Genomic DNA, 13,854 nt, shown 5'->3' on the forward strand with positions numbered 1-13,854 from the left:
CCCCATCATGGAAGCAGAAGCCGCAAAATTCATTGGTGCTGGCCTTGCAGGCACCGCCCTTATCGGTGCCGGTATTGGTATCGGTTCAATCTTCTCGAAATATCTTGAAGGTGCTCTGCGCAATCCTTCTGCGGCTGCTGGTCAACGCACCAACTTGCTGCTGGGCTTTGCCCTTTGCGAAGCGACGGGCCTGTTCGGCTTCGTTCTCGCAATGATCATCCTGTTCTCGTAAGAACAGCCCTGACGACTGACTGACGGAGATCGACGCCATGGCGGCCGAGACGACCTATATTGACGGTGAGCACGCAGCTGAGGCTGCGAGCGGACTGCCGCAACTCGACATCTCCACTTGGACAAGCCAGATATTCTGGCTCGTCTTGACCTTTGCGGTTCTTTACTTTGCGCTTTCGCGTTTCATCCTCCCCAATCTGCGGGATACGATTGGCAACCGGACCGACCGGATCGCCGACGATCTCGACAGTGCGTCGCGGATGAAGCTCGAAGCCGAAGAGGCCGAAAAGGCTTATGAACAATCGCTGCGGGACGCGCGGGCGAAAGCCTCTAACGTTGCTGAAAGCACGCGCCAATCTCTCGACGCCGAAATCCAGACTGAACTGGATGCCGCCGATGCCGAGGCTGACCGTGAAAGCCAGCTGGCGGAAACGCGCATTCGTGAGATCAAGCAGACAGCACTCTCTAACATCGATGCTGTGGCTTCAGATGTTGCGGGCGCACTAGTGACGAAATTGACGGGCAAAACCGTAACGGATGCAGCGCTTAAAGCAGCGGTGAAGAAGGCGTGATCAACATGACCGCAAACCTCATCATGGCAGGCGGTAAGGCCTGGTACCTCGCATCCGAATTCTGGGTTCTTGTCCCAGTCCTTCTCTTCTTTGCTATCGTTGCTTGGAAGGGTGGCTTTAAAGCCATGGGTAGCGCTCTCGACGGACGGGCCGACGCCATTCGCGACGAACTCGACGAAGCCCGCCGCCTTCGCGAGGAAGCGCAAACGCTTCTCGCATCCTATCAACGCCGTCAGGCAGAAGCCGAAGAATTAGCCGAAGACATCGTCGATCGTGCACGTCGTGATGCCGAAGCTATGGCGACTAAGGCGCGCGCCGACCTAACCGAGCGGCTGCAACGCCGCGCCGCGCAAGCCGAAGCCAAGATCGCCTCAGCCGAAGCCCAAGCCCTCGCTGAAGTTCGGTCTCGGGCTGCAGATCTTGCGGTTGACGCCGCCGCAGATCTAATCCGCACAGAGCTGACAGCCGCAGACAAAACACGCCTATTCAAAGACGGCGTGACGCAAATCAGCGGTGCGCTAAACTAACTTCGACCTATTTGTACGGGTTAACATTATCGAATTTCGATAATGTAACTTTATCGTCGACTACATCTGTGGTCTTAGGGGGTATGCTTAGACTCCCCGTTACAATCGCCCTTACCCTGTCCCTATCGACTCTGTCTGCTGTGACTGCCTCAGCGCAGTCTCTTAGCGCACCTACTGTTGGCTCTTCCTCTTCATATTCCGCTTCAACAGATATGGGTCGGTTTGTACCGAGACCCTCTATACCCACACAAATTGATTACACGGTCTGGGACCAATTGCTCAAAGAGATGGTCTATTATGCGGGACTAAGTCTTCGACAACGCGCGCCGAAACCCCTCCCCGTAGTTGGAACACGTTTCGTACACGGTCATGTTTCCCCCTATCGGCTCGAAGGCAACAGAGTCGTGTTCGAAACATTTGGCGATGAGTTTAAATCATACATCACAGACTATACGAATGACCTCGTCAGGATCGGAAATCGCCTGGATCTTCCGGCTTTGTCCCGGAAAGAGCAGCTCTCTTACTGGCTCAACATTCACAATGCGTTGGTAATCCAAGCGATTGCTGATCAATATCCAACCGGGGCTCCGTCCCGATTGAAAGGGGCTGATGGTCTTCCATTCCACGATACGAAACGCGTAACCATCCACGGTGTGGCGCTGTCTCTGCGCAATATCCGCGAAGACATAGTTTACCGAAATTGGTCAGACCCGATGGTCATTTACGGATTTTTCCACGGCGATATCGGATCTCCATCGATCCAACGGAAAGCCTTCACTGCCGGAAACCTCGATGATACGCTTAGATTTTCCGCCAATGAGTTTGTGAATTCTCTCCGGGCGTTCCATCTTGATGGACGCAAAGCACGCATTTCGCGCCACTATCGGGATGCAGCCCCCTACCTCTTCCCAGATTTCGAGACTGATCTACGGAAACATTTATCTTCGCTTATGTCATCAGATGTGCGCGATCAGTTAGAGGCATCCAATGGCACTCTAACGACCATGACTTACGAAAAGGCGACTGCGGATTTGACGAAAGGCGATGCGGATTGGCGCCCCATCAGCAATGTGCAGTCTCAAAGTCGTTTGGGCAACACAACCATATCATCTACCCTTCAACGAGCGATCTCGGAGCAACGTCAGAAAATGGATAAAATCCGTCAGCGTGGGCTTCTCGGATCGGTGACGATTACGGATATACAGACCGTCGATGAGGATACTGAAGAGCCTCAAGAGAGAGAATCTCCGTAGCACCAGACACAAAAAAGCCCCGGACTTTCGTCCAGGGCTTTCTCACTTTGCTATTCAGCCAATCTAAGCTTTGCGAACCAGGTGCATGATCAGTCCGATCACGAACAGCACGATAAACACGAAGAATAGAAGCTGTGCGATGCCAGATGCGGCACCAGCGATTCCGCCAAAACCGAGAACGGCGGCGACGATAGCGATTACAAAGAAAATGATGGCCCAACGAAGCATTGGTCTCTCCCAGAAAATGTTCAAGCGATATTGCTCTTGTTTCATTAACGGTCGGACAGGCTAATTCGTTCCCATCATTTCAATGATTTTAAGCTTGCCGCTCAATCGTCTTGTGCGGCCTATTCGTCATCCATATCCGGCTCTGGATTCATTTCCATAGGATCGACTGGCTTGGTCAGCATTTCAGTTGATGTCAGAAGACCGTCCTTATCATGATCCAATTCGGTGAAACGCGTCTTGTATTTCCCGGATAGAATAAGCGTTCGGGCATCCACATCACCCGCGTCGGCGAGTGCAACCGTAAAGCTTTTGAACTCGTCCACGTTGAGCATGCCGTCTTCGTCAATATCGGCGGACACCATGAACGTCCTCACCTGCTCTTGCGTGACGACCGTTTCTGCGCGGAGCGCATCTGACGTGTCCATATCGTCTTGAGCGTATGCGACTGAAGCTGTGCAAAGCGCGGCCAAAAGAACCGTGTCTGTGATTAGTTTAGTTGGAAAAGGCATGTCTCTCTCCTTGATTGGTCGATGCCGTCACCCCCAAGCGATGAGACAGACGTGGGGGCATTCGAACCAGAGCTCAACTTACCAGCATTTCATGATTTCGACGGGCTGACATGGCCATATTCCGGTCGCATTCAGCACCTCATGCCCATTGTCCTACGCCCTGTGATTGTCCAAAATCGCCATGATCCTGTAAGGTCATGGTAAGGCAACATTACAAATCCTTCTGCGAGGCCACTATGAAACTGATACATGCGATTCTCGGACTCGGTTCGGTCCTGTCGACGGGCACTACGGCCAATGCTCAACTTCGACCCATGATCTATGAAGAGATAACGGTAGACGCAAACCAGGCTGACGTCTTTTCAGACTGGACGACTGCTGACGGCATCGAGGCATTCTTTGCGCCGCAAGCCACCATCGAAGCCAAGCCTGGCGGGATGTATGAGCTCTGCTTCTCGCTAGAGGCCCCGAAAGGGTCATGCGGCAATGATGACGGTCGGATATTAGCGATCCAACCCGACGAGATGCTCAGTTTCACTTGGGCCATGCCGCCCTATATGCCAGAGATCCGCCCGCATCTAACGACGGTGCAAATCCTGTTTGAGCCTGTCGATGCCGACACAACGCGCGTGCGCCTCTTCCATACGGGTTTCGGCATCGGCGAGGATTGGGATCAAGGCCGCAACTATTTCGTCAAAACTTGGCCGGCCGTTCTGGAACTCTATCGCGATTCAAAAGCTATTTCTGGACTTTGATCGAAACAGGAATCGATGCCGCGTCCATTTGATCCTTCAAGAACACAACCGCATCGACACTCGTCCCTGATTGAGCATGAACCGAAACAATCGCTTCGGGTGCTTGCGCACGCAAGGTTTGAACGCGAGACGGAATGGCTATCAGATTAACGCGGGTTCCATCAATGAAAGCTCCATCAAGCGCATCCAGTTGGACAAGGATCGTCTGAACAGAGCTTCCCGGCGGATTAGTGTTCGGCGTTTCCGCCAAAGCGAGACCCGACTCATTAAGGAACACCGCCGACACTATGAAGAAAATCAACATTATGAATACCAGATCCAACATCGGCGTCATGTCGACTGCGGCTTCGTCTTCTCGTCTTCGCAACTGTCGCCTCATCATACCCTCCTATTTCATAGGATAGTATAACATATCATCGCAAATAAGGGAAGTTTCTACTCTGGACTAAACGGATCGATCGTTCTCGGTGCTTTGTTTGGTGCTGTGTAGACGACAGACCCGTCTGTCATGGCGAGGCGGTAGCCCTCACCTTCCAAAATCATCATCTCGCCATCGCGACGTGAGCTCATCTTGGTCAAAGGTAAGCCTTCGAAAAACGTCCGCACTTTCGCGCTAGTCCGCCAGAGGCGGTCACGAGAGCGTTGGTCTTCACTCGAAAGATCCGACGTTGGCGCATTATTTTGCCAACCAAAATACCATTCAACCCCCGTCGCGCCGCCAAGCAAGGATGGCCACAAAACCGTTAGAATTTCATCGCGCCGATCAACGTCTGCATCAGGCCGCGCCCCAAACTCCCAGCCGAGGGGCTCATCAACAGACACCATCCAAGGGCGATCAGCGGCAGCTGAGCGCTGCGTCCATTCCATAGCCTTGTCGAAATAGTTGTGATGCGCCTGAAGGCTGATACCGGAGAAGCTCGGATGGCCGAGTTTCGGCCCGTAAATTGCTTCTTCTTCGTCGGGCCAGTTATGACTAACGACGGCATGGTCTCGGTAGTCGAGCTGATCAATATAGTCTGCAAAAGCCATACGCTGAACCGGACTTGTGGGCTGCCGATATGGATCATCGCCTGAATTACCGGCAACGCCATTTTCCTCGCCCAGATTCCAAATGATCATTGGTAAGTGGCCAAAGCGTGCCACCATCTCACGGTAAAAGAGTTTACGGGACGGGGCAAAACCCTCGCCGATGGTTAGGCCGTCATGGGCTTCGAAAAAGCTCTCATTCTCAGTCTCAGTGAAGAAGAAGTGGATCGCAACGCCGCGTTCATTCGCGTGCTCGAAGACCGTTCGCCACTGCGCGAGCTTAGAGACATCAAAAACGTAGGGATCATCATGCGATACCCATGGCGACACGTCCCAGCCATCGCCGTGAATATTCATTGCAACGAGATATTGCGAATTAACGCCGACCTCTTCGTAATAGTTGAATAGACCGAGGAGCGCCGCACCCTTGCCATTCCCCCATGCTGGATCATCCGGGCGGGCATCCTTCAAATGCGGTTCAAACGCGTGAAGCTGATCCTTAGCAAGTGCTGGGAACGGAGTCCCCCCCGCATCATAGGTTCCGTCAAAGTCAGCGTAAGCAAGGATGTTTTCTGGCGATCCCGCTCCTGTTTTGACGAAGGGAGCATCCCCTTGTTCCAGATACCGCGTCGCCCCTTGGGTCAAGGTTAGGCGTCTCTTCGTTAGGGCTACATCAGAGCCGTCTATGAATGTCACCTGCCGCGACCTGACTCGGTCGCCGTCGCAACCGTCCAGCGCCACGTTTGTCCCGGAGCAGAAATACTGCGTAACATCGTGCGAACCCGGCTGCTCAAGAACCAGATTGGCCCGCCACAGCGATCCGCGATTCGCCCCGCTATTCGCAGCGTCGCCATCGGCAGCGAAATAGCCTTCGACCCTCGTTTTCTCACCAGAACCTTTGTGAGTGACCTCCAGCCAGTAACGGTAATCCGTGAAGGTCGACGCTGACTCTCCAACCTCTGGCCCACGATAGTCCATAGTGAAAACCGAGGCTGTCTCGACCTCTATCACGTCGTTCGACAATGGTACGGCGTTTGGTCCAATTTGAGCGCACCCAAAGAGGGCACCAATCATGACGACTGAAAACTGTCTCATGTCTTCCCCATAGCTATTTCGACAGCCTCAACCGCCGCCTCAAACGCTAACATCGTGCTCTGATGACGGGCCGGATAGGCGCGAACCCCTTCCAATAGTACAAGCCGGCCAAACCGTCCTGTTGGCGCAGGTCCGTCATCCTTTAACATCGCGCGGAGACCATCCCGTGCCTCTATCAACGCCGCCAAGGTCGACCCGACGATCTGTTCTTTGAGGATCGCCGCGCTTGCTTGCCCCAGCGCGCACGCTTGGACACGCAGGGCCACATCGGAAATCTCATCGCCATTCATTGCGATATCAATCTCGACCCATGATCCACACATTTTGCTGACCTTGCGGGCCGTGCCGTCAGGATGATCGAGCGCCTTATTTTCCAGCGTGCTGGAGAGCGTCAAAATGTCCGTACTGTATAGGCTACCGAGCATGGCCATCGTTTAGGCATAGCATCGGCTGAGGTAAACCACCCCGAACCCTCGCCACGCCTTGGCGTTGCCCCTATGTTCCAGTCAGTATGAGCCGTTCCGATTCGTTCCGACCTGCGCCGCCTGCGCCAACCCAATCAGGCTCGATCTCCGCACGCGCGATGCCTGTGCGGTCCGTCAGCACAGATGCCGACTATCTTTCTGGGCTGAACCCGGAACAACTCGAAGCAGTAATGAGTACGGATGGGCCGCTCTTGGTCCTCGCCGGAGCTGGCACCGGTAAAACGCGCGTTCTCACCACACGGCTGGCGCATATCCTCAATAACCGTCTCGCTTACCCAAGTCAGATTTTGTCCGTCACCTTTACCAACAAGGCTGCGCGGGAAATGCGCGAACGGGTCGGGAAGACGATGGGCGAAGAGGTTGAAGGTCTGCCTTGGCTCGGGACATTTCACTCCATCGCTGCGAAAATACTCCGCATCCACTCCGAGTTGGTCAATTTGAAATCCAGCTTCACCATTCTTGATACGGATGACCAAATACGTTTGCTGAAGCAAATTATCAAAGCCGCCGGCATTGACGAAAAACGCTGGACGGCGCGCTATCTTGCCGCACTGATTGATGGCTGGAAGAATAAGGGGCTAACCCCGGACAAGCTCGGCGCAGATGATGGCTTCGCCTTTGCTGATGGCAAAGGGATTGAACTCTATAAGACCTATCAGAGCCGCCTCACCGTACTGAACGCCGTCGATTTTGGCGACTTGCTGCTCCACAATATCACGATCTTCCAGAAACATCCGGACGTATTGAAACGCTATCACGAACGCTTCCGCTACCTGTTGGTGGATGAGTATCAGGATACGAATGTCGCGCAGTATCTTTGGCTCAGACTACTGGCGCAGGGCTCTAACAATGTCTGCTGCGTGGGCGATGATGATCAGTCCATCTATGGTTGGCGCGGCGCAGAAGTTGATAACATTCTGCGGTTTGAGCAGGATTTCCCAGGTGCAAAGGTCATCCGCCTAGAACGAAATTACCGCTCTACCGAACATATTCTGGGGGCCGCTTCGGGGCTAATCGCCGCCAATAAAGACCGTCTTGGTAAGACGCTCTGGACCGAGGATGCAGGTGGCCACAAGGTCAGCGTCACAGGTGTCTGGGATGGCCCGGCCGAAGCGCGCATCATTGCGGGCGAGATCGAGAATTGGAAATCCAAAGGCCGATCCTATAATGATGTCGCGATCCTCGTACGCGCATCCCGGCAGATGCGAAATTTCGAGGAACGGTTCATCCAACTCGGTCTTCCATACCGTGTCATTGGCGGGCCCCGCTTCTTCGAGCGGGCGGAAATCCGCGATGCCCACGCCTATCTTCGTGTGTTGCGCTCGGATACGGATGACCTCGCTTTCGAACGTATCGTCAACACACCTAAGCGCGGCATTGGTGCCACCAGCATTAGCAAATTGCAGCAAGCGGCGCGTTCGATGAATGTGTCACTGGAACATGCGACCCGGACGATCATTCGTACTGATGAAATCCGCGGCAAGGCCCGCTCGGCGCTTCGTGCTTTTTTGCTCGACGTGGACCGCTGGCGCCGCGAAGCGGAAGACACCAAACATACAGAAATGGCCGAACGCATCCTCGACGAGTCGGGCTACACCCAGATGTGGCGCGACAATAAAGATGCGAAATCCCAAGGCCGATTAGACAACCTCAAAGAGCTCATCATCGCCATGGGCGAGTTCGACACGCTCGAAGCGTATATGGAACATGTCAGCCTCGTTCTGGATGTGGAATCAGGACCACAGGAAGACGAAATCAGCCTCATGACGCTCCACTCCGCCAAAGGGTTAGAGTTCCCGCTCGTCTTCCTACCCGGTTGGGAGGAAGGCACATTTCCGAGCCAGCGCTCTTTGGACGAAAGCGGGATGGCGGGTTTAGAAGAAGAACGCCGACTTGCCTATGTCGGCATCACCCGAGCTCGTGAAATGGCGAAAATTTATTTCGCTGCCAATCGTCAAGTCTATGGGTCTTGGCAATCCTCTCTACCCTCACGCTTTGTCGATGAACTCCCGATCCAGCACGTGGATGTGGAAAGCGAAGCCGGGCAATATAACCCGTCACGGATCACCGATCGCGTGCAGGAAGATTTTGGACGAAGCTTCGCTCGCGCGCAAGATTCAGGGCGCACATCACCGGGTTGGCAACGCTTCCAGAAAAATAAGGATCAGAGATTCGGCCGCGCCCCCAAGGATATTGAAGGTCACGCCGTGCGCCGCCCAGCCAAAGGCAAGGTTTCGAATTATAATGTCGGTGAGCGGGTCTTCCACACCAAGTTCGGCTATGGGGCCGTTCTAGAAACCGACGGCACCAAGCTCACTGTCGACTTCGAAAAGGCCGGCGAAAAAATGGTACTGGACGGTTTCGTGCAACGCGCCTCTGAGGTTTAGCCTGATGTCATCCCCCTTCGCCCTGACCGTTCTCGCGCTACGCAATGTCGGATATGATATTGCCGAGCAGTTAGGTTTTGACGATCTTACAGAAGCGCTGGCCGTTTCAATTTTTGACAACGGTCCAGACACTGTCAGCGTTCAAGCGCTGTACGAAGGGGAAGCAGAAGCCAAAATGGCACGTAACCAACTCCCACCGGAGCTTGAAGCCAGTGTTGCGCAACTGCCTGATACGGATTGGGTTGGGCTGAGCCAGTCGGGCCTACCGCCGATCCATGCCGGACGGTTTGTCGTTCACGGCAGCCATGATGCGCCCAATGTTGACGGAAAGACTCCCATCCTCGTCGACGCCGGACAAGCCTTTGGCACGGGCCATCACGGCACGACGAAAGGCTGTCTGCTGATGCTCGATGCGCTTGAAGCGGAAGGCCGTCAGCCAACAAGCATTCTCGATTTAGGAACGGGAGCCGGTATTCTAGCGATTGCAGCGGCAAAGCTCTGGCCGACCGCGGACCTCTTAGCGACGGATATTGATCCAATTGCGGTGGACGTGGCGGACCAGAATGCCGAATTGAACGACACTCAATTTGATAGCCTTGCCGCCGATGGGTTTCACGCCCCTCAATTAAAGGGTCTCCAGTTCGACCTCATCATCGCCAATATTTTGGCAGGACCCTTGAGAGAACTCGCCCCAGATATTGAGTCCGCGATGAAGCCTGGCGCAATCGCGGTTCTCTCAGGCATTCTCGACGAACAGGCTGAATGGGTGGCAGAGGCTTTTAGGGCCTGCGGCCTCTCAGTGATGACAAAGCCCAGCCTCGACGGCTGGACTTCATTGCTCGCGACGAGAGTCTAGAAGTTCCGAACGTTACGACGTGCCCGACGTTTGATACGGCGAGACAGGAGGCGGGGACTGCTCGGCAGACGACCAAGGGGGGTCGATGTTTCGAGAAGCGTTTTGGTATCGAATGAATAGGCCATGGGGCTTTCTTTCTATGAACGAATGCCGTTTCAGACGGTGGCATTCTGACTGAAATCCGTATGCAACAACATCCAATCCATTCATAGTCACATGTTTTGTGCGTATTTCATTCACTTATGAATGCATGATCACTTTTCAGAATAAAAAAAGGCCCGAACCAGAGGTTCGAGCCTTTGTCATCGTGTGAACGATGGATCGGAGTGAGCGGCTTTAGAGCGCGCGTTGTGCCCGGCGATTTTGGCGGACCGTACGGCGGGCCAGAAGGCGGGTAGCAGAAACATCGCCGCCGACTTTAGTTTGGGTTTGATTTCGCGTGCGCAATTGGCTCGCATCGAACTGATAAGACATCTCGTCTTTTCCTCTTTTAACTGGCCCATCCTTATCGACAGGCCTTACTTTTCTTCATTGGCCTTCATGTAGGGAAGCAGTCTGTTAACCTGAACCAACAGTGTGCCAACGGAGCTATGCAAAAATGGGTGGAACCCCGCGACTTCGTTAGTTGAGTGTTAGGACTTCTTGATCGAACGCCTATTTCGCGGGCTCGTTTGACCTTTGTTAGACTTATGCTGCGGATTTTCAGGGCGTCGCTTTCCCTATGCTTTGAAAGCGCCTAGGTTGAGCCCATGAGCCAAACAGCAATACAGACCATCCAAACCTTCGACGTTGTGGGCGGCCCGCAAATGGGTCGCGCCAACCTCCCTCTGCTTCGGGGCGAATTGAATAGGCTGGAATTGGACGGGTTTCTGATCCCGCATGAAGATGAATATAATAACGAATATCTGCCCGCTCATAATGAGCGGTTGATGTGGGCGACCGGCTTTACAGGGTCGGCGGGTGCGGCCGTCGTGCTTGGTGACCGTGCCGCCATGTTCACCGATGGCCGTTATACGCTACAAGTCCGCGCCCAAGTCGAAGGCGCGCTGTTTGACTATGTCAGATTAGAAGACGGCATCGACAAATGGCTACGGAACAATCTTCGCGAAGGTGAAAAGATTGGTTTCGATCCAAAACTTCACCCGCCGAAAGCTATCGCCGCCATCCGCAAAGCTGTCACGGGCGCAGGCGCGGAGCTTATTTCGCTTGAGACCAACCCGATCGATACAGCTTGGGCTGACCGACCCGCTGCGCCGAAGGGCGCTGTCGTCATTCAGCCTGACGCACTGGCCGGGAAAAGCCACGCTGAGAAGCGCGCTGACATAGGACGCGCCATTGCGCATGCCAATGCCGATGCGGCGATGATTACGGCGCCGGCCTCTATCGCCTGGCTGCTGAACCTGCGCGGGTCTGACGTGCGCTGCACGCCACTCATGCTGGCCAATGCCGTTATCGACGCTGAGGGTCGTGTGACCCTTTATACCGACCCGGATAAGCTATCGGACACGGTGCACGCCCATCTTGGCAATGAAGTCAGCGTGACAGATGAGACCAAGCTAGCGGACGACCTCACCAACTGGTCGGGCAAGACGGTGATGGTTGACCCGGTCACCAGCTCCGCTTGGCACTCACAACAACTCAAAGCCGCCGGGGCAACCGTTCTAGCCCAGCAGGACCCTGTCGCGCTGCCAAAAGCTAAAAAATCACAGGCGGAACTCCGTGGCACTGAGACCGCTCATCGCCGCGACGCGGTTCCATTGATCCGCTTTCTGCACTGGCTGGATACGGAGGCTCAATCCGGCGAGTATGACGAGATCGACGCCGCCGTAAAGCTAGAGACATTCCGCCACGCCACGGGCGAACTCAAAGATTTGTCTTTTGAAACCATCTCCGGCGCGGGGTCCAATGGCGCGCATTGTCATTACCGCGTCAATACGGCCACGACTCTGCCCCTCGCCCCCGGCACGCTCTATCTGGTCGATAGTGGCGCACAATATGTTGACGGCACAACAGACGTCACGCGGACCGTCCCCATCGGCAATGCGACACAGACGATGCGCGAACATTATACGCTGGTGCTACAAGGTCATATCGCGCTCGCGGTCGTGCGTTTTCCTGTCGGCACAACGGGATCAAATCTCGATGCCCTTGCGCGTCATCCGCTCTGGCAAGCGGGGCTGGATTACGACCACGGCACAGGTCACGGGGTTGGCGTGTTCCTTGGCGTGCATGAAGGTCCGCAACGCATTTCCAAAACACCGAACACCGTCGCGCTTGAACCCGGCATGATCGTATCCAACGAGCCCGGCTTCTATAAAGAAGGTGAATACGGGATCCGAATTGAGAACCTGCAATATGTGACCGAGGCCACAGACATTCCCGGCGGCGAACGCCCGATGCTTGGCTTCCACACGCTGACGCTGGCGCCGCTACATCGCGCCCTGATCGACACGGATATGCTCACCCGCGCGGAACGCCAATATGTCGATGACTATCACGCCCGCGTAATCAAAGAGATCGGGCCAGAACTGGACGAAAACGTCTCCGCTTGGCTGAGCGAGGCCTGCGCGCCGCTCTAGAGAGAGACGTGTCGTTTAACCGATCGTCTCAACGCCGCCCATATAGGGCACCAACGCGGTCGGCACAGTAATGCTACCGTCTTCGTTCTGGTAATTCTCAAGCACTGCGACCAATGTCCGGCCCACAGCCAGACCGCTGCCGTTCAGCGTATGGACGAAGCGGTTATCCTTCTCCCCGGCCCGGTAGCGCGCATTCATGCGCCGGGCCTGGAAGTCGCCGCAGTTCGAAATTGAGCTGATCTCGCGGTATGTCTGCTGGCTCGGCAACCAGACATCAATGTCATAGGTTTTGCGCGCGCCGAACCCAAGATCACCCGTGCAAAGCTCGACTACGCGATAAGGCAGCTCCAGCCTTTGCAACACGGCTTCTGCGCAGCGCAGCATGTTCTTATGTTCGTCATCCGACTGGTCCGGCGTCGCAATCGACACTAGCTCAACCTTATTGAACTGGTGCTGCCGGATCATGCCCTTCGTGTCGCGACCCGCAGACCCGGCTTCACTGCGGAAACAGGGTGTGTGCGCCGTTAAGCGATGCGGGAGTGTGTCCAGATCAAGGATGCTTTCGCGAACGGTATTCGTGAGGGAGACTTCAGCTGTTGGGATCAGGTAATGATCACCCGTCGTCTTATAGAGATCTTCTTCAAATTTTGGCAGTTGTCCTGTTCCATAGAGCGGGTCGGCCCATACTAAGAGCGGCGGTGACGTTTCCTCAAACCCTTCGCCCGTTTGCATATCAAGCATCATTGCTGCGAGGGCTCGGTCCAAGCGGGATAGTGCGCCGCGCAAGATGACAAAGCGGCTGCCGCTCATTTTAGCGGCCGTTTCAAAATCCATCATCCCTAGCGCTTCGCCGAGGTCATCATGGGCTTTCGGGTCAAAATCGAAACTGCGTGGATCGCCCCATTTGGCGATCTCGACATTCTCGTCCTCACTCGCGCCATTGGGCACATCATCCGCCGGGATATTAGGCAGGCTGGCCAGTAGATCGTTCAGAATAGTGTCTTCGCTCTCAAGCTGGACGCCAAGCGCAGCGATAACATTCTTCGCACCCGCCACTTCAGTTTTGAGACGCTCAGCCTCTTCTTTATCGCCCCGGCCCATGGCCGCACCGATCTGTTTGGACGCTTTATTGCGAGCCGCCTCGGCCTCTTGGACCATCGTCTTGACCTTGCGGATCAGCTTATCCTTCTCAAGAATAGTGGGCGTCTGCGGATCGAGACCACGACGCGCCCATCCGGCGTCGAAGGCGTCAGGGTTTTCGCGAATGGCTTTGAGGTCGAACATGGGTGAAACCGGGCTGTGTTGAAGTCGTTTATGGGTTGCTGGCGGTCGCCATAAGGCGGTGCGATGC

General features: G+C 54.9%; 15 protein-coding genes. 8 read left to right on the plus strand and 7 right to left on the minus strand.

Features of this window, described 5'->3' with window-relative positions:
• Positions 1–7 precede the first annotated feature (7 nt).
• The 4 genes from QQL54_RS07405 to QQL54_RS07420 all read left to right on the plus strand — a co-directional run bounded on the left by QQL54_RS07405 (position 8) and on the right by QQL54_RS07420 (position 2,583).
• Positions 8–232: a F0F1 ATP synthase subunit C gene (locus QQL54_RS07405; RefSeq protein ID WP_284389173.1), complete on the plus strand. Its 225-nt coding sequence runs from the start codon at positions 8–10 to the stop codon at positions 230–232.
• Between the two features lie 37 nt (positions 233–269).
• Positions 270–803, plus strand: a complete 534-nt coding sequence (locus QQL54_RS07410) for a F0F1 ATP synthase subunit B family protein (RefSeq protein WP_284389175.1) — start codon at positions 270–272, stop codon at positions 801–803.
• 5 nt (positions 804–808) lie between these two features.
• A complete protein-coding gene (locus QQL54_RS07415) occupies positions 809–1,330 on the plus strand; it encodes a F0F1 ATP synthase subunit B family protein (protein ID WP_284389177.1) in 522 nt (173 codons plus the stop codon).
• Between the two features lie 212 nt (positions 1,331–1,542).
• The gene (locus tag QQL54_RS07420; RefSeq protein ID WP_284389179.1) at positions 1,543–2,583 is read left to right on the plus strand and encodes a DUF547 domain-containing protein; all 1,041 of its coding nucleotides are present in this window, start codon (positions 1,543–1,545) and stop codon (positions 2,581–2,583) included.
• Positions 2,584–2,646: 63 nt separating this feature from the next.
• On the opposite strand, the gene QQL54_RS07425 is transcribed toward QQL54_RS07420, so the two are convergent.
• Both QQL54_RS07425 and QQL54_RS07430 read right to left on the minus strand, forming a co-directional pair.
• On the minus strand, positions 2,647–2,811 hold the full coding sequence (locus QQL54_RS07425) for a DUF1328 domain-containing protein (protein ID WP_284389182.1): 165 nt from the start codon (positions 2,809–2,811) through the stop codon (positions 2,647–2,649).
• 119 nt (positions 2,812–2,930) lie between these two features.
• Entirely contained in the window at positions 2,931–3,320 is a 390-nt protein-coding gene (locus QQL54_RS07430; RefSeq protein WP_284389185.1) for a hypothetical protein, read from the minus strand.
• A 236-nt stretch (positions 3,321–3,556) separates the two neighbouring features.
• Between QQL54_RS07430 and QQL54_RS07435 the strand changes: the two genes are divergently transcribed.
• Positions 3,557–4,075: an SRPBCC family protein gene (locus tag QQL54_RS07435; RefSeq protein ID WP_284389187.1), complete on the plus strand. Its 519-nt coding sequence runs from the start codon at positions 3,557–3,559 to the stop codon at positions 4,073–4,075.
• On the opposite strand, the gene QQL54_RS07440 is transcribed toward QQL54_RS07435, so the two are convergent.
• From QQL54_RS07440 to QQL54_RS07450, 3 genes are read right to left on the minus strand one after another with little or no spacing between them, the layout of a single operon-like run.
• Positions 4,059–4,457, minus strand: a complete 399-nt coding sequence (locus QQL54_RS07440) for an ExbD/TolR family protein (protein ID WP_284389189.1) — start codon at positions 4,455–4,457, stop codon at positions 4,059–4,061. The two genes, QQL54_RS07435 and QQL54_RS07440, sit on opposite strands and share 17 nt — an antisense overlap.
• 53 nt (positions 4,458–4,510) lie before the next feature.
• Positions 4,511–6,196 (minus strand): hypothetical protein, encoded by a 1,686-nt coding sequence (locus tag QQL54_RS07445; protein ID WP_284389191.1) that lies wholly within the window; start codon positions 6,194–6,196, stop codon positions 4,511–4,513.
• Positions 6,193–6,621 carry an iron-sulfur cluster assembly scaffold protein gene (locus QQL54_RS07450; protein WP_284389192.1) on the minus strand — a complete coding sequence of 143 codons (429 nt, stop codon included), beginning with the start codon at positions 6,619–6,621 and terminating at the stop codon, positions 6,193–6,195. Before QQL54_RS07450 ends, QQL54_RS07445 begins: the two co-directional genes overlap by 4 nt.
• Before the next feature lie 86 nt (positions 6,622–6,707).
• Between QQL54_RS07450 and QQL54_RS07455 the strand changes: the two genes are divergently transcribed.
• Positions 6,708–9,068 carry an ATP-dependent helicase gene (locus QQL54_RS07455; RefSeq protein ID WP_284389194.1) on the plus strand — a complete coding sequence of 787 codons (2,361 nt, stop codon included), beginning with the start codon at positions 6,708–6,710 and terminating at the stop codon, positions 9,066–9,068.
• A gap of 4 nt (positions 9,069–9,072) precedes the next feature.
• Positions 9,073–9,924, plus strand: a complete 852-nt coding sequence (locus QQL54_RS07460; protein ID WP_284389196.1) for a 50S ribosomal protein L11 methyltransferase — start codon at positions 9,073–9,075, stop codon at positions 9,922–9,924.
• Here the strand turns inward: QQL54_RS07460 and QQL54_RS07465 are convergent.
• Positions 9,921–10,049, minus strand: a complete 129-nt coding sequence (locus QQL54_RS07465; RefSeq protein ID WP_284389199.1) for a hypothetical protein — start codon at positions 10,047–10,049, stop codon at positions 9,921–9,923. The two genes, QQL54_RS07460 and QQL54_RS07465, sit on opposite strands and share 4 nt — an antisense overlap.
• 624 nt (positions 10,050–10,673) lie before the next feature.
• On the opposite strand from QQL54_RS07465, the gene QQL54_RS07470 reads away from it, so the two are divergent.
• Positions 10,674–12,503 (plus strand): aminopeptidase P family protein, encoded by a 1,830-nt coding sequence (locus QQL54_RS07470; RefSeq protein ID WP_284389201.1) that lies wholly within the window; start codon positions 10,674–10,676, stop codon positions 12,501–12,503.
• A gap of 15 nt (positions 12,504–12,518) precedes the next feature.
• Here QQL54_RS07470 and serS read toward each other — a convergent pair whose 3' ends face one another.
• Positions 12,519–13,787, minus strand: coding sequence for a serine--tRNA ligase (serS, locus tag QQL54_RS07475; RefSeq protein ID WP_284389204.1), 1,269 nt, complete (start codon positions 13,785–13,787; stop codon positions 12,519–12,521).
• Positions 13,788–13,854 lie beyond the last annotated feature (67 nt).

Source organism: Algimonas ampicilliniresistens, from assembly GCF_030159955.1.
Taxonomy (GTDB): Bacteria; Pseudomonadota; Alphaproteobacteria; order Caulobacterales; family Maricaulaceae; genus Litorimonas; species Litorimonas ampicilliniresistens.

Excerpts from the sequence above, each read along its gene's own strand:
- QQL54_RS07410 (WP_284389175.1), top strand. The coding sequence starts at position 270 with ATGGCGGCCGAGACGACCTATATTGACGGTGAGCACGCAGCTGAGGCT.
- QQL54_RS07405 (WP_284389173.1), top strand. The coding sequence starts at position 8 with ATGGAAGCAGAAGCCGCAAAATTCATTGGTGCTGGCCTTGCAGGCACC.
- QQL54_RS07425 (WP_284389182.1), bottom strand. The coding sequence starts at position 2,811 with ATGCTTCGTTGGGCCATCATTTTCTTTGTAATCGCTATCGTCGCCGCC.
- QQL54_RS07445 (WP_284389191.1), bottom strand. The coding sequence starts at position 6,196 with ATGAGACAGTTTTCAGTCGTCATGATTGGTGCCCTCTTTGGGTGCGCT.
- serS (WP_284389204.1), bottom strand. The coding sequence starts at position 13,787 with ATGTTCGACCTCAAAGCCATTCGCGAAAACCCTGACGCCTTCGACGCC.
- QQL54_RS07450 (WP_284389192.1), bottom strand. The coding sequence starts at position 6,621 with ATGCTCGGTAGCCTATACAGTACGGACATTTTGACGCTCTCCAGCACG.
- QQL54_RS07420 (WP_284389179.1), top strand. The coding sequence starts at position 1,543 with ATGGGTCGGTTTGTACCGAGACCCTCTATACCCACACAAATTGATTAC.
- QQL54_RS07455 (WP_284389194.1), top strand. The coding sequence starts at position 6,708 with ATGAGCCGTTCCGATTCGTTCCGACCTGCGCCGCCTGCGCCAACCCAA.
- QQL54_RS07430 (WP_284389185.1), bottom strand. The coding sequence starts at position 3,320 with ATGCCTTTTCCAACTAAACTAATCACAGACACGGTTCTTTTGGCCGCG.
- QQL54_RS07465 (WP_284389199.1), bottom strand. The coding sequence starts at position 10,049 with ATGGCCTATTCATTCGATACCAAAACGCTTCTCGAAACATCGACCCCC.
- QQL54_RS07460 (WP_284389196.1), top strand. The coding sequence starts at position 9,073 with ATGTCATCCCCCTTCGCCCTGACCGTTCTCGCGCTACGCAATGTCGGA.
- QQL54_RS07440 (WP_284389189.1), bottom strand. The coding sequence starts at position 4,457 with ATGATGAGGCGACAGTTGCGAAGACGAGAAGACGAAGCCGCAGTCGAC.
- QQL54_RS07470 (WP_284389201.1), top strand. The coding sequence starts at position 10,674 with ATGAGCCAAACAGCAATACAGACCATCCAAACCTTCGACGTTGTGGGC.
- QQL54_RS07435 (WP_284389187.1), top strand. The coding sequence starts at position 3,557 with ATGAAACTGATACATGCGATTCTCGGACTCGGTTCGGTCCTGTCGACG.
- QQL54_RS07415 (WP_284389177.1), top strand. The coding sequence starts at position 809 with ATGACCGCAAACCTCATCATGGCAGGCGGTAAGGCCTGGTACCTCGCA.